Genomic DNA, 23,663 nt, shown 5'->3' with positions numbered 1-23,663 from the left:
ATTTTCATAAAAGCGTTTCCGGACTGTCGCGAAATTGTCATCGGCGGCGCGCTAAAGCGCCCGCATGAAATCGCAACCCCGCCCCACTTTGCACGATGTCGCCGCGCAGGCCGGTGTCTCCATCGCCACCGTCTCGCGGGTGCTCAATGGCGGGGCGCGGATTAGGCCGGAGACGGCGCAGCGCGTGCAGGAGGTGGTCCGCGCCTTGGGCTTCCGGCCCAACCGCATGGGGCGGGATCTGCGCAGGGGGCAGAGCCGGGCTGTCGGCGTGTTGCTGCCCACCCTCGCCAATCCGGTATTCGCCGACAGCGTCTCCGGGATTCAGGAGGCGGCGCGCGAGGCGGGCTGGACGGTGCTGATTACCTCCAGCGATTACGACCCCGCCCAGGAGCGGGCGGCGATGGAGGGGCTGCTGGCCGAGCGCGTGGCCGGGCTGATCGTCACCGTCGCGGATGCCGAGCGCAGCCCGACCCTGGATGCGCTGGACGAGGCCGGCCAGCCTTATGTGCTGTTTCACAATGAATCGCCGTTTCCGGAACGCGCCAGCGTCGCCGTCGATAACGAGGCGGCCGGGGCGGATGCGGCGCGCGCGCTGATCGCCCAGGGGCATCGGCGGCTGGCGATGGTGGCGGGGCGGTTTCTCGCCTCGGACCGCTCGCGCCGTCGCCATCGCGGTTTCATGCAGGCGGTGGCGGAGGCCGGGCTGCCGGCCCCGGCCTTGATCGAGGCCGATTTCAATGCCGAGGAGGCGGCGGCGCTGGGCGATGTGTTCACCGCCTCTGGCCGGCCGACCGGGCTGTTCTGTTCGAATGATCTGCTGGCGCTGCGCACCATCGCCGGGTTGCGCGCGCTCGGGCTGGCGGTGCCGGGGGATGTCTCGGTCATCGGCATGGACGGCATCAATGTCGGCCAGCTGATCAGCCCCAGCCTCGCCTCCATCGTGCAGCCGGCCCGCGAGATGGGCCGGCGCGCCTTCCTGCATCTGCTGGCGCGCCTGGCCGAGGCCAGCCCGCCCGCGCAGATCCGCCTTTCCCATCGCTACCGGCCCGGGCAGTCGCTCGCGGCCGCAACCCCCAGGAGTGACCACGCCATGTTGAGACGTACCATGTTGACGCTGACCGGTGCGCTTGCCGCCAGCACCGCGATCTCCCGCCGCGCCTTCGCCCAGGAGACGGCGATTTGCTATAATTGCCCGCCGGAATGGGCGGATTGGGCCGGCCAGTTGAAGGCGTTTCAGCAGAAAACCGGCATTTTCGTGCCGGCTGACGACAAGAATAGCGGCCAGGCGATGGCCGCGGCCCTGGCCGAGCGCGCGCATCCGGTGGCGGATGCGATGTATCTGGGCGGGCAGGTTGGCATTCAGGCCAAGCAGGACGGGCTGACCCAGCCTTACAAGCCGGCCGGGTTTGACCAGGTGCCGGCCGGGCAGAAAGACCCGGACGGCTATTGGTTCGCCATCCATAGCGGCACGCTGGGCTTTTTCGTCAACAAGGCGGCGCTGGGCGGCAAGCCCGTGCCGCAGAGCTGGGCGGATCTGCTGAAGCCCGATTATAGCGGCATGATCGGCTATCTGGACCCGTCCAGCGCGGCGGTCGGCTATGTCGGCGCGGTGGCGGTCAATCTCGCGATGGGCGGCAGCTACACGGATTTCACCCCGGCCATCACCTACTTCAAGAAGCTGCAGGCCAATCAGCCGATCGTGCCGAAGCAGACCGCCTATGCCCGCGTGCTCTCCGGCGAAATCCCGATTCTGCTGGATTATGATTTCGATGCCTACCGCGCCAAATATACCGACAAGGCGCCGGTGGAGTTCGTGATTCCGCGGGAAGGCAGCGTGAGTTTCCCTTATGTGATGACGCTGCTGAAGGGCGCGCCGCATCTGGCAAATGGCAAGAAGCTGCTGGACTTCACCCTCTCCGATGAAGGCCAGGCGCTGTGGGCGAAGGCCTATCTGCGCCCGGCCCGCCCGGTGGCGCTGCCGCCGGAGATCGAGGCGCGCTTCCTGCCGGCTTCCGATTATGCCCGCGCGCGCCCTGTCGATCTGGCGGCACTTGCGGCGGCGCAGAAGGGCTTTGCCGCGCGCTATCTCGCTGAAGTGTCGTAATGGCGCCATCGCGTCTCAGGCTGGCAGGGCTCGCCCTGCCAGCCGCCCTGGTGTTTCTGGGGTTCTTTGTCGTCCCGTTGGGCATCTTTCTGCATGTCGGCGGGCAGGGCGCGCATGGCTGGGCCGGCTACGCGCTGGCGCTGGGCGATGCGCGGCATCTGCAAAGCCTGCTCGCCACCTTCATTCTTTCCGTATTGGTGACACTGGCGACGCTGGTGGTTGGTGGCATCTGCGGACTGTTTCTAGGCCGGCATGAATTTCCCGGGCAGGGGCTTTTGGTGTCGATCCTGACGCTGCCTTTGGCCTTTCCCGGCGTGGTGGTCGGGTTCATGATCATCATGCTGGGTGGGCGGCAGGGGCTGGTTACCCAGCTCAGCCTCGCTCTGCATGGCGGGCGGATCGTGTTTGCCTACTCGGTCTGGGGCTGTTTCTTGGCTATCTCTATTTCTCCATTCCCCGCGTGGTGCTGACCATGCTGGCGGCGGCGCGCGGGCTGGATGCGGCGCTGGAGGAGGCGGCGCGTAGCCTCGGCGCAAAACCCTTTGAGATTTTCAGGGATATCACGCTGCCGGCCTTGCGCCCGGCGCTGGTCTCGGCGGCAGCACTCACCTTCGCCACCTCGATGGGCGCGTTTGGCACGGCCTTCACCTTGGCAACGCGCGTGACCGTGCTGCCGATGATGATCTACACGGATTTCACCCTGACCACGGATCTCTCCTCGGTCGCGGCACTGAGTTTGCTGCTCGGGCTGGTGAGCTGGGCGGCGTTGTTTCTGGCCCGCAGCCTGACCGGCGCGGGTGTTGCCGCAAGCGGTTAAATGCAATGATGAAACCTTACAAATTCGGCTTTTGGCTGCAGGCGGCGGTGACTTTGGCATCCTGCCTGTTCATCGCGGTGCCGATGGCCTACTCTGTGCTTTCCGGATTGATGCGCAACGCCTTTCTGGGGCTACGCGGAGGGCTGACCTTTCAGTGGGTGGAGCAGGTGCTCAGCCTGTATTGGCCGACGATCCTGCTCTCCATCGAAATCGCCTTGCTCTGCCTGGTGGCGACGGCGTTGATCGGCATTCCCGCCGCCTATGCGCTGGCGCGTGCGCCTGGCCGGCTGGCACGGCTGGCGGAGGAGGCGTTGATTCTGCCCGTTGCCGTGCCGGGGCTGGCGACAGGGCTGGCTTTGGTGGTGGCCTATGATGGCTGGGGGATTTCCGCCAGAGCATCTGGTTCATCCTGGCTGGGCATGTGCTGTTCACGCTACCCTTCATGGTCCGCGCGGTGCTGGCGGTGATGGCTTCGGCGGATTTACAAACGCTTGAGGAAGGGGCTGCGAGTCTCGGTGCGGGGTTTACCCGGCGCTTCCTTGGCGTGGTGTTGCCCAATTGCAAAAACGGTATTCTGGCGGGGGCGCTCAGCGTCGTCACGCTATCGATGGGCGAATTCAACCTCACCTGGATTCTGCACACGCCGCTGACCAAGACCTTGCCGGTGGCGCTGGCCGATGCCTACGCCTCAATGCGTCTGGAAATCGGCAGTGCCTACACCTTGATCTTTTTCATCATGACTGTGCCGCTGCTGCTCGCCTTGCAGCGCGCTACGAAGCCGCGCGCCGGAGAGAAACCATGACGACTGACATCACCTTGCATCAATGCGGCAAGGTTTTTGGCGCCACGCGCGTCTTGGAACCGGTGGATCTTTCCATCCATGCCGGTGAAACCTTGGTGTTTCTGGGGCCTTCAGGCTGCGGCAAGACCACGCTGCTGCGGCTGATCGCCGGGCTGGAGAGCCCGGATGCAGGCGGGCGCATTCTCTTCGGCGGGCGGGATGTGACCAGATTGCCGATTGAGAAGCGCAATGTCGGCATGGTGTTCCAGAGCTATGCGCTGTTTCCGAATATGAGTGTCGCCGAAAATATTGGTTATGGCTTGAATATCCGCGGTGTAGCGAGGGCGCAGCGCCAGGCCCGTGTGGCTGAGATGCTGGAGATGATGCGCATTCCGGATCTTGGCAACCGCGCCATCGCTCAGCTCTCCGGCGGGCAGCGTCAGCGTGTCGCCCTGGCCCGCGCCGTAGCCGCCGCGCCGGATGTGCTGCTGCTGGACGAGCCGTTGACCGCTCTGGATGCGAAATTGCGCGATACGCTGCGCGGTGAGATCAACACGTTGCTGCGCGGGCTTGGCATCACCACCATCTATGTGACGCATGATCAGCAGGAGGCGATGGCGCTGGCCGACCGGCTGGTGGTGATGCGCAAAGGGCATATCGCGCAGATCGGCACGCCACGCGAAATCTGGTTTCAGCCGGCGGATGCCTTTGTTGCGGATTTTATCGGCGCCAGCACGGGATTTTCCGGACATGTCGAGGCTGGGTTGCTGCATGTGGCCGGGCTGCAGGCGCTGTGCGCGCAGGCGCCAGGGCGCTGCAAGGTGATGCTGCGTCCGCAGGCGCTGCGTGTGGCACCGGAAGGTGTGCCGGTGCGCATCGAGGCGGCGCAATTCCTGGGTGAGCGCACACGCCTGAGTGTCACTTTGCCTGATGGCACGGCGATGGCGCTGGATGCGCCGCCCGGATTGGAGGCGCTGCCGGGGGCCATGGTTCCGGTGGCGCTCGATCTCGATCATCTCATTATCCTGCCTGAAAGCTCCGCCGCATGATCATCGCGCAACTGACCGACCTGCATATCAAGCGCGAAGGCCAGCTCGCCTACCGGAAGGTGGATACATCGGCGGCGTTGGAGGCGGCACTTGACCATCTGGCGGCGCTGCCGATGCGGCCGGACCTGGTGCTGTTCACCGGAGATTTGGTTGATACCGGCCATCCTGAGGAATATGCGCGACTGGTGCGGCATCTTTCCAAGCTCACACAGCCTTTCTATCTGCTGCCCGGCAACCATGATGCGCGTGAGGCGCTGCGCGCGGCGTTTCCGGGCCATGGCTATCTCGGCATGGAGGGGCCGGCCTGCTACACCATTGAAGCTTACAAATTGCGGATCATCGCGCTGGATAGTCTGGTGCCGGGGCAGGGCGGCGGCGCGCTTGGGGCGGGGCAGCTGGACTGGCTGGCGCAGCGCCTGGAGGAGCAGCCGGAGCGCCCGACCTTGATCGCCCTCCATCATCCGCCCTTCGCGACCGGGATCGGCCATATGGACAAGCTTGGCCTCGCGGATGCGGAGTCCTTCGCCGCCATCGTCAGCCGGCATAAGCAGGTGCTGCGGGTGATTTGCGGGCATGTGCACCGGCCGATCACCACCGGTTGGGCCGGCAGCATCGCCTCCATCGCGCCCTCCACCGCGCATCAGGTCGTGCTGGATCTGCGCGAGGACGCGCCGTCGGCCTTCATGATGGAGCCGGGCGGCTACCAACTGCATGCGTTTTCCGAGGCGGGCGGGCTGGTCAGCCATACCGCGCTGACCGGCGGCTGGGCCGGGCCGTTTCCGTTCTTTGACGCTGAGGGCCGCTTGATCGAATGATAGATTGTTGACAGTTTAGCCGATTATGCGTAGATTTCTGCCAAATCGACGCAGTCAGGCACGGAAACTGTCAACAATATGGACAAAGACGCGCTGCCAAGCCCTGAGAGCGAGACGCTGACCGAACAGGTTCTGCGCCAGCTTCAGGCCGCCATCGTGAAAGGCGAAATCGCGCCCGGCGCGAAAATCTCCGAGCCGGAATTGGCGCGCGCCTACGGCATCAGCCGCGGCCCCTTGCGTGAGGCGTTGCACCGGCTGGAAGGCCAAAAACTGCTGGTGCGGGTGCCGCATGTCGGTGCCAGGGTGGTGGCGCTGTCGCGCGAGGAGCTGAACGAGCTTTATCAGATCCGTGAATCGCTCGAAGGCCTGGCCTGCAGGTTGGCGGCCGAGCGGATGAGCCCGCAAGAGGTGGAGGCGGTGCGCGCGGTACTGGCCGCGCATGAGCGCGATGAAGCCTTCCAGGCCGGGCGCGGCTATTATCAGCAGGAAGGCGATTTCGATTTTCATTATCGCATCGTCAAGGCCAGTGGCAATGCCATGCTGTTCCGGCTGTTATGCGATGAGCTTTACCAGCTGGCCCGGATGTATCGCATCCAATATGCCGGCATGCCCAACCGCCCGGCGCAGGCCTTTGCCGAGCATCACCGGATATTGGACGCCATCGCGCAAGGTGACGGTGAGCTCGCGGAGCTTTTGATGCGCCGGCATATCCGCACCTCCCGGCTCAATATCGAAAAACAGAATTTGCAGGAAGCCAAGCGATGAACAGCAAGTACCGTAAGCCCCTCGGCCAGGCCGGGCTGGATTATTTTGACGCGCGCGAGGCGGTGGAGGCGATTGCGCCCGGCGCCTACGCGACATTGCCCTATACATCGCGGGTGCTGGCGGAAAATCTGGTGCGGCGCTGCGACCCGGCGCTTCTGGAAGCGGCTCTGAAACAGCTGATCGAACGCAAGCGCGAGATTGATTTTCCCTGGTATCCGGCGCGCGTGGTCTGCCATGATATTCTGGGGCAGACGGCGTTGGTGGATCTGGCGGGGCTACGCGATGCGATCGCGGAAAAAGGTGGCGATCCGGCGAAAGTGAACCCGGTGGTGCCGGTGCAGCTGATTGTCGATCATTCCTTGGCGGTCGAGCATGCCGGGTTTGAGAAAGACGCGTTTCAGAAAAACCGGGAAATCGAGGAGCGCCGCAATGCCGATCGCTTCCATTTCATCAATTGGACGCGCGAGGCTTTCGATAATATCGATGTCGTGCCGGCGGGCAATGGCATCATGCACCAGATCAATCTGGAGCGGCTTTCCCCGGTGATCTACACCCAGGATGGGGTGGCGTTTCCGGATACGCTGGTCGGCACGGACAGCCATACGCCGCATGTGGATGCGCTCGGCGTCATCGCCGTCGGCGTTGGCGGGTTGGAGGCGGAGAATGTGATGCTGGGCCGCGCCTCCTGGATGCGGCTGCCGGATATTATCGGCGTCGAACTCACCGGCCGCAGGCAGCCGGGCATTACCGCCACCGATATCGTGCTCAGCCTCACCGAATTTTTGCGCCGTGAGAAAGTTGTTGGTGCCTATCTGGAATTTTACGGGGCAGGGGCGCGCAGCCTGACCATTGGCGACCGCGCCACCATCTCCAACATGGCGCCGGAATATGGGGCGACGGCGGCGATGTTCGCCATCGATGAGCAGACGATCGATTATCTGCGCCTGACCGGGCGCGAGGCTTCCCAGATCGCTCTCGTGGAAACCTACGCTAAAACCACGGGCTTGTGGGCTGATGATTTCGCGCAGGCCGAATATGAGCGTGTGCTGCGTTTTGATCTTTCCTCCGTGGTGCGCAGCATGGCCGGGCCCTCCAACCCGCATAAGCGGTTACCTGTTTCGGACCTTGCCGCGCGTGGTGTGGCCGCACCCTGGGTGGAGGAAGCTGGGAAGATGCCGGATGGCGCCGTGATCATCGCCGCGATTACCAGCTGCACCAATACCTCCAACCCGCGCAATGTCATCGCTGCCGCGCTTCTGGCGCGCAATGCCAACCGCGCCGGGCTCACCCGCAAGCCCTGGGTGAAATCCTCGCTCGCCCCTGGCTCGAAGGCGGTGGCTCTGTATCTGGACGAGGCGGGGCTGACGGCAGAGTTGGAAAAGCTTGGCTTTGGCATTGTGGCCTTCGCCTGCACCACCTGCAACGGCATGTCCGGCGCGCTGGATCCGGTGATTCAGCAGGAGATTATCGAGCGCGATCTCTACGCCACCGCCGTGCTCTCCGGGAACCGGAATTTCGATGGCCGCATTCATCCCTACGCCAAGCAGGCCTTCCTGGCCTCGCCGCCTTTGGTTGTCGCCTACGCCATCGCGGGCACGATCCGCTTTGATATCGAGCGCGATGTGCTGGGCCATGATGCAAGCGGTAAGGAGATCCGGTTGAAGGATCTCTGGCCGAGCGATGAGGAAATCGATGCGGTGGTTTCGGCCTCGGTGAAGCCCGAGCAGTTCCGCACGGTCTATGAGGCGATGTTCGGCACCCGCGCGGCCCGGCGCAAGGTGAGTCCGCTTTATGAATGGCGCGGCCAGAGCACTTATATTCGCCGTCCACCCTACTGGGAGGGGGCGCTGGCCGGGGCGCGGCTTCTGCGCAATATGCGCCCGCTGGCGATATTGGGCGATAATATCACCACCGATCATCTCTCGCCCTCCAACGCCATCCTGCCGGATTCGGCGGCGGGCGAATATCTGGCGCGGATGGGGCTGCCGGAGGAGGATTTCAATTCCTACGCCACCCATCGCGGCGATCATCTCACCGCCCAGCGCGCCACCTTCGCCAACCCGACACTGCTGAATGAGATGGTGCGCGATGAGCAGGGCGCGGTACGCAAGGGCTCGCTGGCGCGGGTGGAGCCGGAAGGCAAAACCATGCGCATGTGGGAAGCGATTGAAACCTACATGCAGCGCGGCCAACCTTTGATCATCATCGCGGGCGCCGATTACGGCCAGGGCTCATCGCGCGATTGGGCGGCGAAGGGCGTGCGGCTGGCGGGGGTTGAGGTGATTGTCGCGGAAGGGTTTGAGCGCATCCATCGCACCAATCTCATCGGCATGGGGGTGTTGCCGCTGCAATTCAAACCAGGACGCACCCGCCTGGCGCTGGGGCTGGACGGCACCGAGACCTATGATGTCACCGGCGCGCTGCGACCGCGTGCGGAGCTGATGCTCACCATCCATCACAAGGAAGGCACGGTCTCGCAGGAAATCGTCACCTGCCGGCTGGATACGGCCGAGGAGGTTTCGATCTATGAGGCCGGCGGGGTGTTGCAGCGTTTTGCTGAGGACTTCCTGAGTGCCGCGCAGGCGGCGGAGTGAGCGCCATGGCATTTGCCCCCCAGATTAAAATTCCCGCCACCTATATGCGCGGCGGCACCTCCAAGGGCGTATTCTTCCGGTTGCAGGATCTGCCGGCGGCGGCGCAAAAGCCGGGGCCGGCGCGCGATGCGTTGTTGATGCGGGTGATCGGCAGCCCGGATGCCTACGGCAAGCAGATTGACGGCATGGGGGCGGCGACCTCCAGCACCTCGAAAACCGTGATCCTGAGTGCCAGCACGCGGCCGGATCATGATGTGGATTATCTCTTCGGCCAGGTCGCCATCGACAAGCCATTTGTCGATTGGTCAGGCAATTGCGGCAATCTTTCCGCCGCCGTCGGGCCGTTCGCGATCAGCAACGGGCTGGTCGATCCGGCGCGGCTGCCGCGTGACGGCTTCGCCACCATCCGCATCTGGCAGGCGAATATCGGCAAGACCATCATCGCACATGTGCCGATGACGAATGGCGCGGTGCAGGAGACAGGGGATTTCGAGTTGGATGGCGTGACCTTCCCCGCCGCCGAGATCGAGCTGGAATTTCTCGACCCCGCCGAGGAAGGCGATGGCGGGGCGTTGTTTCCCACCGGTCATGTTGTCGATACGCTGGAAGTGCCGGGCATTGGCAGCTTCGAGGCGACGATGATCAATGCCGGCATCCCGACGATTTTCCTCAACGCCGCGGCGCTGGGTATAAGGGCACCGAGCTGCAGGATGATGTGAATGGCGATCCTGCGGCGCTTGCCAGGCTGGAGACGATCCGCGCTCATGGCGCGTTGAAAATGGGCCTGATCAAGACGCTGGAGGAGGCCGCCACGCGCCAGCACACGCCCAAGCTCGCCTGGGTGGCGCAACCCGCCGGTTACATCTCCTCCGCCGGCAAGCCAATCGCGGCGGGGGATATCGATCTGTTGGTGCGCGCCATGTCCATGGGCAAGCTGCATCATGCGATGATGGGCACGGCCTCGGTCGCCATTGCCACGGCGGCTGCGGTGCCGGGCACGCTGGTCAATCTGGCGGCCGGCGGCGGTGTGCGCGAGGCGGTGCGCTTTGGCCATCCTTCGGGCAGTCTGCGCGTCGGCGCCGGGGCGAAGCAGGAGAACGGCGCCTGGTTGGTGGCCAAGGCGGTGATGAGCCGCTCGGCACGGGTGCTGATGAGCGGGTTCGTGCATGTGCCTGTGCAAGAGAGCTGACTGACGCGCGCAAATGTGACATTGACGTGACAGGGGAAGCGGCGGATAAGCCCGGCTTTCAGCCGTCTTTTTCACGTTCGCAGGTCCGATTATCCGCCAGATTGCCGCTCTCCCTTACCGTATCGCGGGCACCGCCCTGGATGCGCCGATCGAGGTGATGCTCGTCACCTCCCGGCGCACCCATCGCTGGGTGCTGCCCAAGGGCAACCGCATGAAGGGTCTGCCGCCGCACGCCGCCGCCGCGCAGGAAGCGTTCGAGGAAGCCGGGATCGAGGGCGCGGCCTGCCCGGCGGCTTTGGGCAGCTATCGCTACCGGAAATTGCTGCGCACCGGCGCCTCCCTGCTCGTGGATGTGGATGTGTTCCCGCTTGCCGTCACCGGGCTGCTGGAGGAATGGCCGGAGCGCGCCGAGCGCGAGCGGCGCTGGTTTCCCCTGCGCGAGGCGGCCAAGGCGGTGGATGAGGTGGATCTGGGCCAGCTGATCCGCAGTTTTCGTGGCAGCGAGCTGGCGAGTTTGGATAAGCGCGCCGCCTTTCTGGAGCGGCTGCGGGGCTTGAAGGACGGGTTGCGGATGTTTCATTGGTTCCAGGCGCTGCTGCCGCAGAAGGGGCAGTTTTTCGAATTGTTCGAGGCGCATGGCCAGACCTTGCTGGCCGCCAGCGGCGCGTTGACCCGCCTGCTGCAGGGCGGCGAGGGCATGGGCCAGCATATGCGCGAGATCAATGAGCGCGAGGAGGAGGCGGACGCCATCACCCGTGAGGTGAAGCGCAGCGTGCGCCGCATCTTCCTCACCCCGTTCGACCGCAGCGCCATTACCGGGCTGATCTCCTCGATGGATGATGCCATCGACGAGATGCAGCAGACGGCCCGGGCTACCGCTCTGTTCGAGGTTTCCGCCTTCGAGCCGGAGATGCGCGACATGGGCGCCATCATCGCCGATTCCGCCCGGCTGCTGGGCGAGGCGCTGCCGCTTTTGCGCAACATCCACGCCAATGCGGCGCGGCTGCATGAGCTGACCGGGCGGCTGGTGCGCCTGGAGGGCCAGGCGGATGACATCCATGCCGCCGGGCTGAAGAAAGCCTTCAAGGCGCATGGCGCGGCGAACCCGATGGGCTTTATCGTCGCGCGCGAGCTTTTCAGCCATCTGGAGCGTGTGGTGGACCGGTTCGAGGATGTCGCCAACGAGATTGACGGCCTCGTCATCGACCATTCCTGAGGCCGCCATGATCGCGCATGCCACGCTGGCTTTGCCGCTGCTGATCGCCCTGGTGGCGCTGGCTTTGGCCTTCGATTTCGTCAATGGCGTGCATGACAGCGCCAACTCCATCGCCACGGTGGTTTCCACAAGGCTGCTGGGTCCGATGCAGGCGGTGGCCTTCGCCGCCTTTTTCAATTTCGCCGCCTATTGGATTTTCGGGCTGAAAGTGGCGGCGACCGTGGGCAAGGGCATCGTCGATGCGCATGTGGTCACCCCGCAAGTGGTGTTCGGCGCGCTGGTGGGGGCGATGGCCTGGAATGTCTTCACCTGGTGGCGCGGCATTCCCTCCTCCTCCAGCCACGCGCTGATCGGAGGGCTGCTGGGGGCGGGGGTGACGCATGCGGGCTGGCATGCGGTGGTGTGGGGCGGGGTGAACAAGACCGTGCTGGCCATCGTGATCTCGCCGCTGGTCGGGCTATTCGTCTCGATGGCGCTGATGCTGCTGACCAGCTGGCTGTTCCAGCGCGTGACGGCGCGGGGAGCGGAAGCGATGTTCAAGCCGCTGCATCTGCTTTCGGCGGCGGCCTATTCGGTGGGCCATGGCGCCAATGACGCGCAGAAGACCATGGGCATCATCGCCGTGCTGCTGTTCTCGCAAGGGCTGCTCGGGCCGCATTTCCATGTGCCGGGCTGGGTGGTGGTTGGCTGCTACATCGCGATGGCGCTGGGCACGCTGGCGGGGGGTGGAAGATCATCCAGACCATGGGCAGCCGGATCACCCGGCTGGACCAGCACCAGGCTTTCTGCGCCTCGGCGGGCGGGTCGATCATGCTGTTCTCGGCCTCCGCGCTGGGCGTGCCGGTCTCCACCACCCATACCATCATGGGCTGCGTCGTAGGGGTAGGGGCGGCGCGGCGGGCCTCGGCGGTGCGTTGGAGTGTGGCGAGCCGCGTGGTGGTAGCCTGGCTGGTGACCATCCCGGCTTCGGCTGTGGTCGGCGCGGTGGTTTATCTGCTGGTGGCCGCGCTCTGAACCGCCCGGATCGTCTCCAGGGGCAAAAGCCGGCGAGACGCGTAAAAACGGGGTGCCGGCGTCATTGCGCCAACACCCCGGTTTTTCAGCGGTTTGTGTTGAAAAACCCTGCGTTATTTATGGATCATCGTGCCGATGCCATGCTCGGTGAACAGCTCCAGCAACAGCGCGTGCGGCACGGTGCCATCCAGGATGGTCGCTCCCTTCACGCCTTGCGTCACCGCCTCCATGCAGGTCTCCACCTTCGGGATCATCCCGCCGGAGATGGTGCCATCGGCGATCAGCGAACGGATCTGCGTCAGCGACAAATCCGCCAGCAGCGTCTTGCTCTTATCCAGCACGCCCGGCACGTCGGTCAGCATCAGCAAACGCTGCGCGTTCAGCGCCCCGGCAATGGCGCCGGCCACGGTATCGGCGTTGATATTGTAGGTCTGGCCATCCTCGCCCGCCCCCACCGGGGCGATCACCGGGATCAGCCCGGCGCCGGTCAGCGCGTGGATGACGCGGGTATCAATGAACATCGGCTCGCCGACATAACCCAGATCCAGCACCTGCTCGATCGCGCTGTCCGGGTCCTTGTAGGTCCGGCGCAGTTTGCGCGCGCGGATCAGCCCGCCATCCTTGCCCGAGATGCCCACAGCCAGCGCTCCGGCGGCGTTGATCAGCCCGGCCACTTGCTTGTTCACGGTGCCGGCCAGCACCATCTCCACCACCTCGACCATGGCGGCGTCGGTCACCCGCAGCCCCTGGATGAAGCTGGACTGGATGTTGAGGCGCTTGAGCATCGCATTGATCTGCGGCCCGCCGCCATGCACCACCACCGGGTTGATGCCGACCTGCTTGAGCAGCGCGATGTCACGCCCGAATTCATTGGCCAGCGATCCATCCATCGCATGCCCGCCATATTTCACCACGATGGTCGCACCCGCATAACGGCGCAGATACGGCAGCACCTTGGTGACGATATGCGCTTCGCGGGTCGCGTCGGTGATGTCTGCTCTGGTCATCTCGTCCTCATTCAACGAATTCGGCAATGGCGGCGCGCAGCTCTTCGATGCCGATGCTGCCCGCGCTCGACGTGGTGAGTATCTGGGGGAGGGCGGCAGGGTGCTGCGCGGTCAAGGCCCGCACCTCATCCTGTTTGCGCTTCAGCGCCGCCGGCTTCACCGAATCGGCCTTGGTCAGCACGATCTGGAACGGCACCGCCGCCTGGTCGAGCAGCTCCATCACCGTCTCGTCGGAAACCTTGATCTCGACGCGCGCATCCAGCAGCAGGAACACCCGGCGCAGATTGGGGCGGCCGCGCAGATAATCCAGCATCAGCCCCTGCCAGTCGCGCTTGATCTCCTTCGGCGCCTCGGCGTAGCCGTAGCCTGGCATATCCACCAGCACCACGGGCCCGCCTGGCATTCAAAGAAGTTCAGCTGCCGGGTGCGGCCGGGCTGGTGCGAGACCCGCGCCAGCGCCTTGCGCCCGGTGATCGCATTGATCAGCGAGGATTTGCCGACATTGGAGCGCCCCGCCAGCGCGATCTCATTGCCGCGCGGCTCTGGCAGATGGTCCAGCGCCTGCGCGGCATAGAAGAACTCGCAGGGCGAGGCGAAGAGCTTGCGCCCCGCCTCGATCTGCTCCGGGCTGGGCCCGGCGGTTTCGAAATTCAGCCCTTTGCCGGGACCGTCTGCTTCGGCGCCATCGCCCTGCGCATGATCAGCCATTGCTGCCCCACGGAAAGAATGTTGTTACAGGTCCAGTACAGCACCAGCCCCGCCGGCGAGCGCGCCAGCATGAAGGTGAAGATCACCGGCATGAACTGGAACATTTTCTGCTGCGCCGGATCGGCCGGGGCCGGGTTCAGCTTCTGCTGCAGATACATCGTGCCGCCCATGATGATCGGCAGCAGGCCGACATGCAGGATCGGGTTGATGCTCATCGGGTCGAACGGGATCAGGCCGAACAGGTTGAAGATATTCGTCGGGTCCGGCGCGGAGAGGTCATGCAGCCAGCCGAAGAACGGCGCGTGGCGCATCTCGATGGTGATGAAGATCACCTTGTACAGCGCGAAGAACACCGGGATTTGCACCACCATCGGCAGGCAGCCCGAGGCCGGGTTGATCTTCTCGCTGCGATACAGCTCCATCGTCGCCTGCTGGAGCTTGGTGCTGTCGTCCTTATACTGCTCCTTCAGCGCCGCGATCTTCGGCTGCATTGCCTTCATCCGGCCCATCGAGCGGTAGGAATAGCTCGCCAGCGGGAAGAAGAGCAGCTTCACGCCGATGGTGAAGATGATGATCGCGAGGCCGAAATTGCCCGTGAGGGTGTTCAGCCAGTCCAGGCAGAAGAAGATTGGCTTGGTCAGGAAATAGAGATGCCCGAAATCCACCGCCTTGTAGAAGGCCGGGATCTGATACTGGCTCTGATACTGATCCAGGATCTTCACCACCTTGGCGCCGGTGAAGAGATGGCTGGTGAAACCCGCCTGGCCGCCGGCGGGCACGTCGAGCGGGGTCTGGGTGATGAAGCTGGTCTGGTAGGCGCCGCCATCGCCGTCGCTCACCGTGCCGTAGCTCATCGTGGCGTTCATCGTCGCACTCTGCGTCGGTACCACGGCGGTCAGCCAGTATTTGTCGGTGATGCCGGCCCAGCCGCCGGGGCCGGAGGTGGAATAGGCCACACCGCCTGCCTTCTTCTCGCCCTCACTCTTCAGCGCGCCATAGCCTTCCTGCTTCAGCGTGCCGTTGAACACGCCGAGCGGGCCATCGAACAGCACCCAGCTGGAGGCGACCTTGGGCTGGTAATCGCGCACCACGCGCGACCAGGGGTAAAGCTTCACCGGCGCCGCGCCGTGGTTGACCACGTTCTGGGTGACGGTGAACATGAATTTATCGTCGATCTTCAGCAGCAGCTGGAAGGTCAGGCCCTGGCCGTTATCCCAGGAGAGGGTGACCGGGCTACCCGGCGTCAGCGTCTGCGCGCTGGGGTCCAGACGGTGCTGTTATCGGGCACCTTCACGCCATCCGGCGCGGTCCAGCCGAACTGGGCGTAGGAGGGAGTGTCGCCGCCGCGCCGGCCCTCGATCTGCACCAGCGGCGAATCCTTGGCGATGGTCTCGTGATAGCCTTTCAGCACCACGTCATCGAACACCGCACCAGTCAGCCCGATGCTGCCTTTGAGCATCGGCGCATCGACGGCGAGGCGCGGCCCGTTGGCGGGCGCGCTCTGCGCGGTGCCGGGCGCACCGGCCTCGATCGCCGCTTGCTTGGTGCCGGCGGCTTCCTTCGCTTGCTGCACGGTCTGCGCCGGGCTGGGGGCGGGATGCGGGAAGAATTTCTCCTGCACCACGGTGAACACCGCTAAAATGCCAAAGGATATGGCAAGGGCGAGGATGAGGCGCTTGGTGTCCATCAGGGTCAGCTATCCTTCGGGGTGGGAACCGGGTCGTATCCGCCGGCATTGAAAGGGTGGCAGCGCAGGATGCGCTTTGCCGCGAGCAGGCTGCCGCGGCCCGCGCCATGGCAGGCCAGAGCCTCGCGCGCATAGGCGCTGCAGGAGGGGTAGAAGCGGCAATTGGCGCCGATCACCGGGCGCAGCGTCAGCTCATAGGCGCGCACGGCACCTGAGAGCAGCAAGGCGGCCGGGCTCATGCCAGCACCTCGTCCAGCGCGCGCTTCAGATTCTGCGTCAGCCGCGCGAATTCCATCTCGCCGGTCTCGCGCCGGGCGATCAGCACCAGCTCGACGCCGGGCAGCTCGCGGCCGGCCAAAACCAGACGCGCCGCCTCCCGCAACCGGCGCTTGGCACGGTTACGGCAGACGGCGTTGCCGATTTTCTTCGTGGCCGTGTAGCCCACACGCACGCTCTCCGCCTGGCCGTCCTGGACGGCCTGCAGCACGAAGCCGTGCTTGGCGGTTTTCCTGCCCTTGGCCGCAAGGCGCAAAAACGCGGCGCGCCGGGTCAGCCGGGCGGGCGGTGTTTGGGCAGTGGCCATGGGCATAAGCGGCGCGCGTGGGCGCGCGATCAGGCGGAGAGCTTGGCGCGGCCCTTGGAGCGGCGGTTGGCGATGACCTTGCGGCCGCCGACCGTCGCCATGCGGGCGCGGAACCCGTGCCGGCGCTTGCGGACGAGTTTGGAAGGTTGATAGGTCCGTTTCACGGCATTCTACTCCGGCAATTTATAAACAATAGCGTTCACCGGGCCATCCCTGGTCCGGCGGGGTTGGCGGGGTATAGGCGGGGCAGTACCGCCGCGTCAATCGCGCAGGCGCTTGGCGCGGCAAGATGGTGTCGAACCCGCCGCCGCGGCGCCCTGTCGAATTCCGGAAAGCGTCATAAAGCTGCCCGCGATGAGCAGCTTCGCGCCGGTTGCCGCGCGGGCCATGGCGGGGGCGAGGGGGCTGATGCCCTGATCCTGGCCGACTCGGCGGCTTCTGCCTTCCCCGTTACCCCCTGCGTACCGGTTCGCCAACTTCACCTTCGGTTGTCCTGCCTTGCACATCCGAGATGTAAAAATTTGCCAAGTCGGTTGTTTCCGGTCACAGAATGGTGATCGAGATGAAGAATTTTTTCGCTGCCCGTCCACGTACCGTTCTCGCCTTGCAAGGCGGCGGCGCGCATGGCGCTTTCACCTGGGGCGCGCTGGACCGGCTGCTGGAGGACGGGCTGAGCTTCGATGCCGTCACCGGCGTCTCCTCCGGCGCGATGATCGCGGCGATGGCGGTGCAGGGGATGGTGAAGGCCGGCCCCTCCGGCGCGCGCGCCGCCGTGGCGCGGCTCTGGGGCCGGGTGATGGAGGGCAATCTGCTCGGCAATATCCCCGCCACGCCGCTGGACTGGATGTGGGACACCACCAAGGCCTTCAGCAATGATTTCGCCTGGAGCGGGCTGACCCAGGCGCTGCGGATGTTCGACCCCGGCGTGCTCAACCCGCTCGGCCAGAATCCGCTGGAGCCGCTGCTGCGCGAGCTGCTGGATGTCGCCGCGCTGCGCGCTCCCGATGCGGCGCGGCTCTATGTTGGCGCCACCGATGTGGAAAGCGGCGAGGCGGCGATTTTCAGCAATGCCGAGATCGGCGTCGAGGCCTTGCTGGCCTCGGCCTGCATCCCGATGATGTTTCCCACCGTGACGATCGGCGGCCGGCATTATTGGGATGGCGGTTATAGCTGCAACCCGCCGCTGGCACCGGTGCTGGAGCCGGCACCGGAGCGGCTGGTGTTGATCCGCGCGCAGCCGCGCAGGCGCCCCGGCGTGCCCACCGCTACCGCCGACATCGTGCACAGGCTGCACGAAATCGCCTTCCAGGCACCGCTGGACGCCGAACTGGCGCTGCTGCCCAAGCGGGTGCAACTGATCGAGGTCAGCGCCGATGCGGCGCTGGCCCGCCACCCGCTCAATTCCAAGCTGAATACCGACCGCCCCTTCCTGGAGGCGCTGTTCGCCGCCGGCCGCGAGGCTGCCGAACGAGCGTTGCACAGCGAATGATCTCGCTGAAGCGCCTGCGGCAGTTGAATTTTCGGCCGCAGCCGGCTTCCCTGTCCTCCAAGGTGCTGTGGGTTACCGTCATCGCCATTCTGCTGATGGATTTGCTGGTGCTGCTGCCGGGCCTTGGTCAACGCCGGCAGGAATGGCTGGAACAGCGTGTTGTTCAGGCGCGTCTCGCCTCCTACGCCTTGCTGCAAAACCCCTCCGCCGCCACCATCGACGACATTCTCCGCCATGCCGGGGTGCAGCGGCTCAAGCTGTTGATGCCGGATCATCAAGCGCTGCGCTGGCAGATCAATGCGCCATTGCCGCGCGGCGCCAAGCTGATCGACAGCGCCCGCGAAGGGTTTTTCACCAGTATCTGCCGCGCTCTGGAGCAATTGACGGGCGGCGCGCCGCGCGAGGAGGCCGTACGGGTGCCGGACCCCGATATCGATGGCGCGATGCTGGAAGTCTTGGTCGATACCACGCCGCTGGCCCTCGAACTGAAGGCCTTTGCCCGCAGCGGCTTCGATTTCGCCCTGGTGGTGGCGCTGTTGACCGGGCTGCTGGTCTATACCGTGCTCAACTGGCTGCTGGTGCGGCCGATGGAAGTGCTGATTTCGGCGATCATTCATTTCCGCGAATCCCCGGAGGAGCAGGGCAGCGCGGCACTCGACCAGATGGCCGCCGACCCGAAGGATGATATCGCCCGCGCCGCCGCGGAGCTGAAAATCATGCAGGATGAGCTACGCGCCGCGCTTTGGCGCAATGCCCGGCTCGCCGCCGTCGGCACCTCGGTCGCCAAGATCGCGCATGATCTGCGCAACATCCTCTCCTCCGCGCTGCTGGTCGCGGACCGGCTGCAGGACGTGCAGGACCCGTTGGTCCAGCGCGCCACCCGCACCTTGGTCCCCGCCGTGGAGCGCGCCACCCAGTTTGTCGCCAGAACGGTCGATTTCGCGCGCGAGGGGCCGCCGCCGGTCAACCGCACGCCGGTGCGGCTGCACGCGCTGGTGGAGGAGGTGGCGCAGAGCCTGGTGCCGGAGGATGGCGGGTGGGCGGTGGTCAACCAGGTGCCGGCGGCGCTCGTGCTGCAGCTCGACCAGGCGCAGCTCTACCGCGTTCTCGCCAATCTGATCCGCAACGCCGCCGAGGCCGGGGCGACCAGGATCACGCTGAGCACCGAGACGGAAGGCGCCCAGACCCGTCTGCTGGTGACGGATAACGGGCCCGGCCTGCCGGCGCGGGCCCAGGCCAATCTGTTCCGTCCCTTCAGCGGCTCGGCCCGCAGCGGCGGCACCGGGCTGGGGTTGGCCATCGCCCGCGACCTGATCCGCGCCCATGGCGGCGAGCTGGTGATGCTGCGTACCGGCCCGGCCGGGACGATATTCCGCATGGATCTGACCACGCCGGAATTGCAGGACGTGCCGTTGCGCCCCTGAACCCGTGCGGACGCGCTGGATTAAAAACTGGATAATCTCTATATATCTACAGGGTATTTTGGGTTTTGTTTGTCCCGCATGCGCGATTTTAACAAAATTATTTTTTTCTGTCCCCAAGGTTTGGCAGGAAATCCTTATTTTCAGCGGGATATTGCAACTGCCGGTAAAATGCTTTTCTAAATCCCCATGATCCCATTGGCTCTCAACCCTTCTCGCCTGAACCTCGCCCTGGCTGGCGCTGGCACCTCCGCCCTGCGCCGTCTGCGCGGCCTGCGCGCGGCCGGGGCGCAGCGGCTTTCGGTGTTCAGCACGGACCCGGCCATTCTGGACGCGGCCGGTGAGGAGGGGCTGAACCGGCTGCCCCGCCCGGATGAGGTTGCGGGCTTGCATGTGCTGTGGATGGTGGGGCTGGAGCCGGCGCAATACCGCCCGCTGGCCGAGGCGGCGCGCGCCGCCAATGTGCTCGTCAATGTCGAGGACGTGCCGGAATTCTGCGATTTCAACTCGGTCGCGGAAATCCGCCGCGGGGATTTCCTGCTCACCATCTCCACCGGCGGCCAGGCGCCTGGCCTCGCGGGCGCGCTGCGCCGGCGGTTGGAAGCCTGTTTTCCGGAGAGCTGGGCGGCGCGGGTGAAGGAGATCGCGGCGCTGCGCCAGGGCTGGCAGGCGGAGCATGTGCCGATGCCGGAAGCCGCCCGACGCATCGACGACATCGTCGAGCAGAGCTGTTGGCTCTCCTGCCCGAAATCAAAATAGCCGCGATCCGGTTGCACTCTTTTTCTGGACCATCCGAAATGCCCGACAGCCTGCCTCTCAATACCGATGCCTTGTCCGTTCTGCGCGAGGCGATGACCCGACAATTCCCGGGGCAGATCGCGCTGGTGTCCTCGTTTGGCACCGAGTCCGCGATTTTGTTGCATATGGTGGCGCAGATCGACCCCGGCCTGCCGGTGATTTTCCTCGATACCGGCAAATTATTCCCCGAAACCCTGGCCTATCGGGACATTCTGATCGCCCGGCTCGGCCTCACCGGGGTGCGCTCCATCCGCCCCTCGGGCAAGCAACTCGCCGCCTATGATCCCGATGGCCGGCTCTGGGAGAAAGACCCGGATCTGTGCTGCGCCATCCGCAAGACCAACCCGCTGGACGACGCGCTGGAGGGGTTCAGCGCTTGGATCACCGGGCGCAAGCGCGGCCAGTCCGCCACCCGCGCGCAGCTGCAGCTGCAGGAAACCGGCGCGGATGGGCGCATCACCATCAACCCGCTGGCTTTCTGGGACGATGCGATGCTGGAAGCCTATTTCCCGGCGCATGACCTGCCGGCGCATCCGCTGCAGGCGCAGGGCTACAGCTCCATCGGCTGCGCCACCTGCACGATGAAGCCGCTGCCCGGCGCCGATAAGCGCTCCGGCCGCTGGGCCGGCAAGGCGAAGACGGAATGCGGCATCCATATGCCGCGCGCCATGACCAAGCCGGACTGGCCCGAGGAACTGAGCTTCGAGGTCTAAACAAGATATTGAAATAAAAAGTTTTTGGGCGGAGGCGGTGAAGGTTCCGCCGCCATCGCCGCCTCGAGAGCTTAGAGCAATATGTGTTTAGGTTGACGTGACAGCGTCAACCTAAACACATGAAATTGCTCGCCAAAACAAAACTTAGAGCATCAAGCTAAAAGCTTGATGCTCTAAGTCCAAGAATTTTTGCGCCAGGGTGGGGGCTGCGAGGCCGCTTATGCGTTGCGCGCAGCCCTGCCGCACGGCGGCCTGTGGCAAGCATCCGGCTTTCATCTGCGATTTGAACCCTTTACGGCAAAATTGCGGCATTGGGTGACATATGCCGGTAGCGCTCCCAACCATTTCAACGCCCTGCTCTGGAGGGGCTGCCATGCTGCGGCGCGGCACACTGGCTTTACACGGGACGGCGGATTGAATAACGCTGCATCAGTTTCGTCCCGTCGGGATCGCCTTTCCGACGCCCCTAAAAGTCAAAATAGAAGGTGAAGCACATGGCTCAAACCGAGACCAAACAGGTCGGCACGGCAACGCTTACGTTCAACAACAAGCAGGCCGAGCTGCCGGTGCTGGGCGGTTCGCTCGGCACGGACTGCATGGATGTCCGCAAGCTCCAGAGCGAGCTGGGCATCTTCACCTTCGATCCGAGCTATGGCTCCACCGCCTCCTGCGAAAGCTCCATCACCTATATCGACGGCGATGAGGGCGTGCTGCTGCATCGTGGCTACCCGATCGACCAGCTGGCTGAGCATTCCTCCTTCCTGGAAGTCGCCTATCTGCTGCTTTTCGGCGCCCTGCCGACCGCCCCGGAGCTGGAAAAATTCACCCACGGCGTGACCCGCCACACCATGCTGCATGAGCAGATCCGCAATTTCTGGAACGGCTTCCGTCGCGATGCCCACCCAATGGCGATGCTCTGCTCCGTGGTCGGCGCCATGTCCGCCTTCTATCCCGACAGCATCGACATCCATGATGAGCGCCAGCGCGAGATTTCCGCCTACCGGCTGATCGCGAAAATGCCGACGATCACCGCCTGGGCGCATAAATACAATGTCGGCCAGCCTTTCGTGTATCCGCGCAACGATTTCTCCTACGCGGAAAACTTCCTGTATATGTTCCACGCCGTCCCGGCCGAGGATTACAAGCCCAACCCGGTGCTGACCAAGGCGATGGAGCGGATCCTGATCCTGCACGCCGACCATGAGCAGAACGCCTCCACCTCCACGGTGCGTCTCTCCGGCTCCACCGGCGCAAACCCGTTTGCCTGCATCGCCGCCGGCATCGCCTCGCTCTGGGGCCCCGCCCATGGCGGCGCCAATGAGGCCGTGCTGAAGATGCTCGCTGAAATCGGCCACAAGGATAACATCCCGGCCTTCATCGAGCAGGTGAAGGACAAGAATTCCGGCGTGAAGCTGATGGGCTTTGGCCACCGCGTCTATAAGAATTTCGACCCGCGCGCGAAGATCATGCAGAAGACCTGCCACGAAGTGCTGGGCGAGCTCGGCATCAAGGACAGCCCGATGCTGGACCTGGCGATGGAGCTGGAGAAGATCGCGTTGCATGACGATTATTTCGTCTCCCGCAAGCTCTATCCGAACGTGGATTTCTATTCCGGCATCATCCTGAGCGCGATGGGCTTCCCGACCACCATGTTCACGCCGATCTTCGCGCTGGCGCGCACGGTCGGCTGGATCAGCCAGTGGAAGGAAATGATCGAGGATCCGACCAACCGCATCGGCCGTCCGCGTCAGATTTATACCGGCGCGCCGCAGCGCGACTACGTGCCGCTCGACAAGCGGGGCTGACCCTGGCCCGCCTGCCACAAGCGCAGAGCAACCCTTTCGCGGCCCGCCCGCGAAAGGGTTTTATTTTGTCCGTATCATGAGGCATTTCACCGACAGCCCGGCTCGCAATTTGATTGGCGGGCTGTGCTTCATGCTGGCGGTGGTGCTGGCCGCCACGCTCGCCTTCAGCCTTGCCGGCTGGAGTCTCGGCGATGCGTTCTATTTCGTAATCATCACGGTGTTCACGGTCGGCTATGACGAGGTGCACCCGATCGTCACACCGGAATTGCGCGCGATCACGCTGGCGACGATCATGCTCGGCTGCACCGGCATGATCTTTCTCACCGGTGCGCTGGTGCAGTTCATCACCTTCGGGCAGATCCAGCAATTATTGGGGCATCGGCGGATGAAATCGCAGATCGGCAGAATGAGCGGGCATGTGATTGTCTGCGGCTATGGGCGCATCGGCCATATGCTCGCGGATGAGCTGAAGGCGGGCGGGGCGGAATTTCTGATCCTGGACCGCGAGGAGGCGAAGCTGGCGGAGGCGGCGGAGCGCGGGCATCTCACCCTGGCCGGCGATGCCACGGATGAGCAGGTGCTGGAGGAGGCCGGGGTGCGCCGGGCGCGGGCATTGGCCTGCGTAGTGCCGAATGACGCGGTGAATGTCTTCATCACCCTCTCGGCGCGCAATCTCAACCCCGATATCGAGATCATCGCCCGCGGCGAGGCGGCCAGCACCAAGAGCAAGCTGCTGCGCGCCGGGGCGAGCGCGGTGGTGGAGCCGACCCATATCGGCGCCGAGCGCATCGCCCAGCTGATCCTGTTTCCGCGCAGCGCGGCGCTGACGGATTCGGTGCCGATGCAGGTGCTGGGTACCGGCCTGCGCACGCTGGGGCTGGAGCTGGAGATTCTGCCGGTGGCGGCGGGCAGCGCCTATGCCGGGCAGAGCATCGGACAGATCGAGCGCGGGGCGGAGGGGAGCCTGTTCGTGGTTGGGCTGAACCGGCGCGGCGGCGAGACGATCAGCCGCCCTGGGCCGGAGCTGCTGGTGGAGGCGGGGGACGGCGTGGTCGTCATCACCCGCGCCGGGCGCGCGGGCCCGAGGCTAGGTTAAGCGCCGCCATGT

General features: G+C 64.7%; 20 protein-coding genes and 4 pseudogenes. 18 read left to right on the top strand and 6 right to left on the bottom strand.

From position 1 onward, the window contains the following. Positions 1 to 64: 64 nt before the first annotated feature. The 12 genes and pseudogenes from GT370_RS07125 (at position 65) to GT370_RS07070 (ending at position 12,344) form a co-directional block, all read left to right on the top strand. Positions 65 to 2,104 carry an extracellular solute-binding protein gene (locus tag GT370_RS07125; RefSeq protein WP_270184122.1) on the top strand — a complete coding sequence of 680 codons (2,040 nt, stop codon included), beginning with the start codon at positions 65 to 67 and terminating at the stop codon, positions 2,102 to 2,104. After that, positions 2,104 to 2,574 (top strand): hypothetical protein, encoded by a 471-nt coding sequence (locus GT370_RS07120; RefSeq protein ID WP_270184121.1) that lies wholly within the window; start codon positions 2,104 to 2,106, stop codon positions 2,572 to 2,574. Before GT370_RS07125 ends, GT370_RS07120 begins: the two co-directional genes overlap by 1 nt. A gap of 2 nt (positions 2,575 to 2,576) precedes the next feature. Then, positions 2,577 to 2,921, top strand: coding sequence for an ABC transporter permease subunit (locus GT370_RS07115; RefSeq protein ID WP_270184365.1), 345 nt, complete (start codon positions 2,577 to 2,579; stop codon positions 2,919 to 2,921). Between the two features lie 5 nt (positions 2,922 to 2,926). After that, positions 2,927 to 3,388 (top strand): ABC transporter permease, encoded by a 462-nt coding sequence (locus tag GT370_RS20770; RefSeq protein WP_333490028.1) that lies wholly within the window; start codon positions 2,927 to 2,929, stop codon positions 3,386 to 3,388. Continuing rightward, positions 3,343 to 3,723, top strand: coding sequence for an ABC transporter permease (locus GT370_RS20765; RefSeq protein ID WP_333490027.1), 381 nt, complete (start codon positions 3,343 to 3,345; stop codon positions 3,721 to 3,723). Before GT370_RS20770 ends, GT370_RS20765 begins: the two co-directional genes overlap by 46 nt. Beyond that, positions 3,720 to 4,751, top strand: a complete 1,032-nt coding sequence (locus tag GT370_RS07105; RefSeq protein WP_008492483.1) for an ABC transporter ATP-binding protein — start codon at positions 3,720 to 3,722, stop codon at positions 4,749 to 4,751. Before GT370_RS20765 ends, GT370_RS07105 begins: the two co-directional genes overlap by 4 nt. After that, on the top strand, positions 4,748 to 5,566 hold the full coding sequence (locus GT370_RS07100; protein ID WP_008492484.1) for a phosphodiesterase: 819 nt from the start codon (positions 4,748 to 4,750) through the stop codon (positions 5,564 to 5,566). Before GT370_RS07105 ends, GT370_RS07100 begins: the two co-directional genes overlap by 4 nt. Before the next feature lie 78 nt (positions 5,567 to 5,644). Beyond that, the gene (locus GT370_RS07095; RefSeq protein ID WP_008492485.1) at positions 5,645 to 6,331 is read left to right on the top strand and encodes a GntR family transcriptional regulator; all 687 of its coding nucleotides are present in this window, start codon (positions 5,645 to 5,647) and stop codon (positions 6,329 to 6,331) included. Further along, positions 6,328 to 8,925 (top strand): Fe/S-dependent 2-methylisocitrate dehydratase AcnD, encoded by a 2,598-nt coding sequence (gene acnD / locus GT370_RS07090; RefSeq protein WP_008492486.1) that lies wholly within the window; start codon positions 6,328 to 6,330, stop codon positions 8,923 to 8,925. The genes GT370_RS07095 and acnD overlap by 4 nt, the downstream gene beginning before the upstream one ends. Positions 8,926 to 8,930: 5 nt before the next feature. After that, a pseudogene (prpF, locus tag GT370_RS21330) lies at positions 8,931 to 10,114 on the top strand (2-methylaconitate cis-trans isomerase PrpF). Positions 10,115 to 10,271: 157 nt separating this feature from the next. Then, on the top strand, positions 10,272 to 11,330 hold the full coding sequence (locus GT370_RS07075) for a DUF47 family protein (protein ID WP_008492488.1): 1,059 nt from the start codon (positions 10,272 to 10,274) through the stop codon (positions 11,328 to 11,330). After that, positions 11,287 to 12,344: pseudogene (locus GT370_RS07070) on the top strand (inorganic phosphate transporter). Before GT370_RS07075 ends, GT370_RS07070 begins: the two are co-directional and overlap by 44 nt. A gap of 113 nt (positions 12,345 to 12,457) precedes the next feature. On the opposite strand, the gene argB reads toward GT370_RS07070, so the two are convergent. The 6 genes and pseudogenes from argB to rpmH all read right to left on the bottom strand — a co-directional run bounded on the left by argB (position 12,458) and on the right by rpmH (position 16,493). Further along, complete coding sequence (gene argB / locus GT370_RS07065; RefSeq protein ID WP_008492490.1) at positions 12,458 to 13,351, bottom strand: acetylglutamate kinase; 894 nt, start codon at positions 13,349 to 13,351, stop codon at positions 12,458 to 12,460. Between the two features lie 7 nt (positions 13,352 to 13,358). Then, a pseudogene (gene yihA / locus GT370_RS07060) lies at positions 13,359 to 14,059 on the bottom strand (ribosome biogenesis GTP-binding protein YihA/YsxC). Further along, positions 14,002 to 15,746, bottom strand: a pseudogene (gene yidC / locus GT370_RS07055) (membrane protein insertase YidC). Before yidC ends, yihA begins: the two co-directional pseudogenes overlap by 58 nt. A gap of 5 nt (positions 15,747 to 15,751) precedes the next feature. After that, positions 15,752 to 15,985 (bottom strand): membrane protein insertion efficiency factor YidD, encoded by a 234-nt coding sequence (gene yidD / locus GT370_RS07050; protein ID WP_008492494.1) that lies wholly within the window; start codon positions 15,983 to 15,985, stop codon positions 15,752 to 15,754. Beyond that, positions 15,982 to 16,335: a ribonuclease P protein component gene (gene rnpA, locus GT370_RS07045; RefSeq protein WP_008492495.1), complete on the bottom strand. Its 354-nt coding sequence runs from the start codon at positions 16,333 to 16,335 to the stop codon at positions 15,982 to 15,984. Before rnpA ends, yidD begins: the two co-directional genes overlap by 4 nt. Positions 16,336 to 16,358: 23 nt before the next feature. Continuing rightward, positions 16,359 to 16,493, bottom strand: coding sequence for a 50S ribosomal protein L34 (rpmH, locus tag GT370_RS07040; protein WP_026440011.1), 135 nt, complete (start codon positions 16,491 to 16,493; stop codon positions 16,359 to 16,361). Between the two features lie 398 nt (positions 16,494 to 16,891). On the opposite strand from rpmH, the gene GT370_RS07035 reads away from it, so the two are divergent. The 6 genes from GT370_RS07035 (at position 16,892) to GT370_RS07010 (ending at position 23,651) form a co-directional block, all read left to right on the top strand. Continuing rightward, positions 16,892 to 17,818, top strand: coding sequence for a patatin-like phospholipase family protein (locus GT370_RS07035; RefSeq protein ID WP_144052622.1), 927 nt, complete (start codon positions 16,892 to 16,894; stop codon positions 17,816 to 17,818). Next, positions 17,815 to 19,242 carry a sensor histidine kinase gene (locus tag GT370_RS07030; RefSeq protein ID WP_008492497.1) on the top strand — a complete coding sequence of 476 codons (1,428 nt, stop codon included), beginning with the start codon at positions 17,815 to 17,817 and terminating at the stop codon, positions 19,240 to 19,242. The genes GT370_RS07035 and GT370_RS07030 overlap by 4 nt, the downstream gene beginning before the upstream one ends. Before the next feature lie 186 nt (positions 19,243 to 19,428). Then, positions 19,429 to 19,998: a precorrin-2 dehydrogenase/sirohydrochlorin ferrochelatase family protein gene (locus GT370_RS07025; RefSeq protein ID WP_008492498.1), complete on the top strand. Its 570-nt coding sequence runs from the start codon at positions 19,429 to 19,431 to the stop codon at positions 19,996 to 19,998. A gap of 38 nt (positions 19,999 to 20,036) precedes the next feature. Continuing rightward, positions 20,037 to 20,750 (top strand): phosphoadenylyl-sulfate reductase, encoded by a 714-nt coding sequence (locus GT370_RS07020; RefSeq protein ID WP_008492499.1) that lies wholly within the window; start codon positions 20,037 to 20,039, stop codon positions 20,748 to 20,750. Positions 20,751 to 21,244: 494 nt separating this feature from the next. After that, on the top strand, positions 21,245 to 22,555 hold the full coding sequence (gene gltA, locus GT370_RS07015) for a citrate synthase (protein WP_008492501.1): 1,311 nt from the start codon (positions 21,245 to 21,247) through the stop codon (positions 22,553 to 22,555). 76 nt (positions 22,556 to 22,631) lie between these two features. Further along, entirely contained in the window at positions 22,632 to 23,651 is a 1,020-nt protein-coding gene (locus GT370_RS07010) for a potassium channel family protein (RefSeq protein ID WP_008492503.1), read from the top strand. Positions 23,652 to 23,663 lie beyond the last annotated feature (12 nt).

Source organism: Acidocella sp. MX-AZ03 (assembly GCF_027626035.1).
In the GTDB taxonomy this organism is placed as follows: domain Bacteria; phylum Pseudomonadota; class Alphaproteobacteria; order Acetobacterales; family Acetobacteraceae; genus Acidocella; species Acidocella facilis.
The sequence above is the reverse complement of the archived record's forward strand: the minus strand, read 5'-3'. Positions and strand labels throughout refer to the sequence as shown.

What these genes read in the sequence shown, in the direction of transcription:
- GT370_RS07025 (WP_008492498.1), top strand. Translation starts at nt 19,429, where the DNA reads ATGATCCCATTGGCTCTCAACCCTTCTCGCCTGAACCTCGCCCTGGCT.
- GT370_RS07105 (WP_008492483.1), top strand. Translation starts at nt 3,720, where the DNA reads ATGACGACTGACATCACCTTGCATCAATGCGGCAAGGTTTTTGGCGCC.
- GT370_RS07120 (WP_270184121.1), top strand. Translation starts at nt 2,104, where the DNA reads ATGGCGCCATCGCGTCTCAGGCTGGCAGGGCTCGCCCTGCCAGCCGCC.
- GT370_RS07095 (WP_008492485.1), top strand. Translation starts at nt 5,645, where the DNA reads ATGGACAAAGACGCGCTGCCAAGCCCTGAGAGCGAGACGCTGACCGAA.
- argB (WP_008492490.1), bottom strand. Translation starts at nt 13,351, where the DNA reads ATGACCAGAGCAGACATCACCGACGCGACCCGCGAAGCGCATATCGTC.
- GT370_RS07115 (WP_270184365.1), top strand. Translation starts at nt 2,577, where the DNA reads ATGCTGGCGGCGGCGCGCGGGCTGGATGCGGCGCTGGAGGAGGCGGCG.
- GT370_RS07100 (WP_008492484.1), top strand. Translation starts at nt 4,748, where the DNA reads ATGATCATCGCGCAACTGACCGACCTGCATATCAAGCGCGAAGGCCAG.
- GT370_RS07035 (WP_144052622.1), top strand. Translation starts at nt 16,892, where the DNA reads ATGAAGAATTTTTTCGCTGCCCGTCCACGTACCGTTCTCGCCTTGCAA.
- GT370_RS07030 (WP_008492497.1), top strand. Translation starts at nt 17,815, where the DNA reads ATGATCTCGCTGAAGCGCCTGCGGCAGTTGAATTTTCGGCCGCAGCCG.
- yidD (WP_008492494.1), bottom strand. Translation starts at nt 15,985, where the DNA reads ATGAGCCCGGCCGCCTTGCTGCTCTCAGGTGCCGTGCGCGCCTATGAG.
- GT370_RS07125 (WP_270184122.1), top strand. Translation starts at nt 65, where the DNA reads ATGAAATCGCAACCCCGCCCCACTTTGCACGATGTCGCCGCGCAGGCC.
- rnpA (WP_008492495.1), bottom strand. Translation starts at nt 16,335, where the DNA reads ATGCCCATGGCCACTGCCCAAACACCGCCCGCCCGGCTGACCCGGCGC.
- GT370_RS07010 (WP_008492503.1), top strand. Translation starts at nt 22,632, where the DNA reads ATGAGGCATTTCACCGACAGCCCGGCTCGCAATTTGATTGGCGGGCTG.
- GT370_RS07020 (WP_008492499.1), top strand. Translation starts at nt 20,037, where the DNA reads ATGCCCGACAGCCTGCCTCTCAATACCGATGCCTTGTCCGTTCTGCGC.
- GT370_RS20770 (WP_333490028.1), top strand. Translation starts at nt 2,927, where the DNA reads ATGATGAAACCTTACAAATTCGGCTTTTGGCTGCAGGCGGCGGTGACT.
- GT370_RS07075 (WP_008492488.1), top strand. Translation starts at nt 10,272, where the DNA reads ATGCTCGTCACCTCCCGGCGCACCCATCGCTGGGTGCTGCCCAAGGGC.
- acnD (WP_008492486.1), top strand. Translation starts at nt 6,328, where the DNA reads ATGAACAGCAAGTACCGTAAGCCCCTCGGCCAGGCCGGGCTGGATTAT.
- gltA (WP_008492501.1), top strand. Translation starts at nt 21,245, where the DNA reads ATGGCTCAAACCGAGACCAAACAGGTCGGCACGGCAACGCTTACGTTC.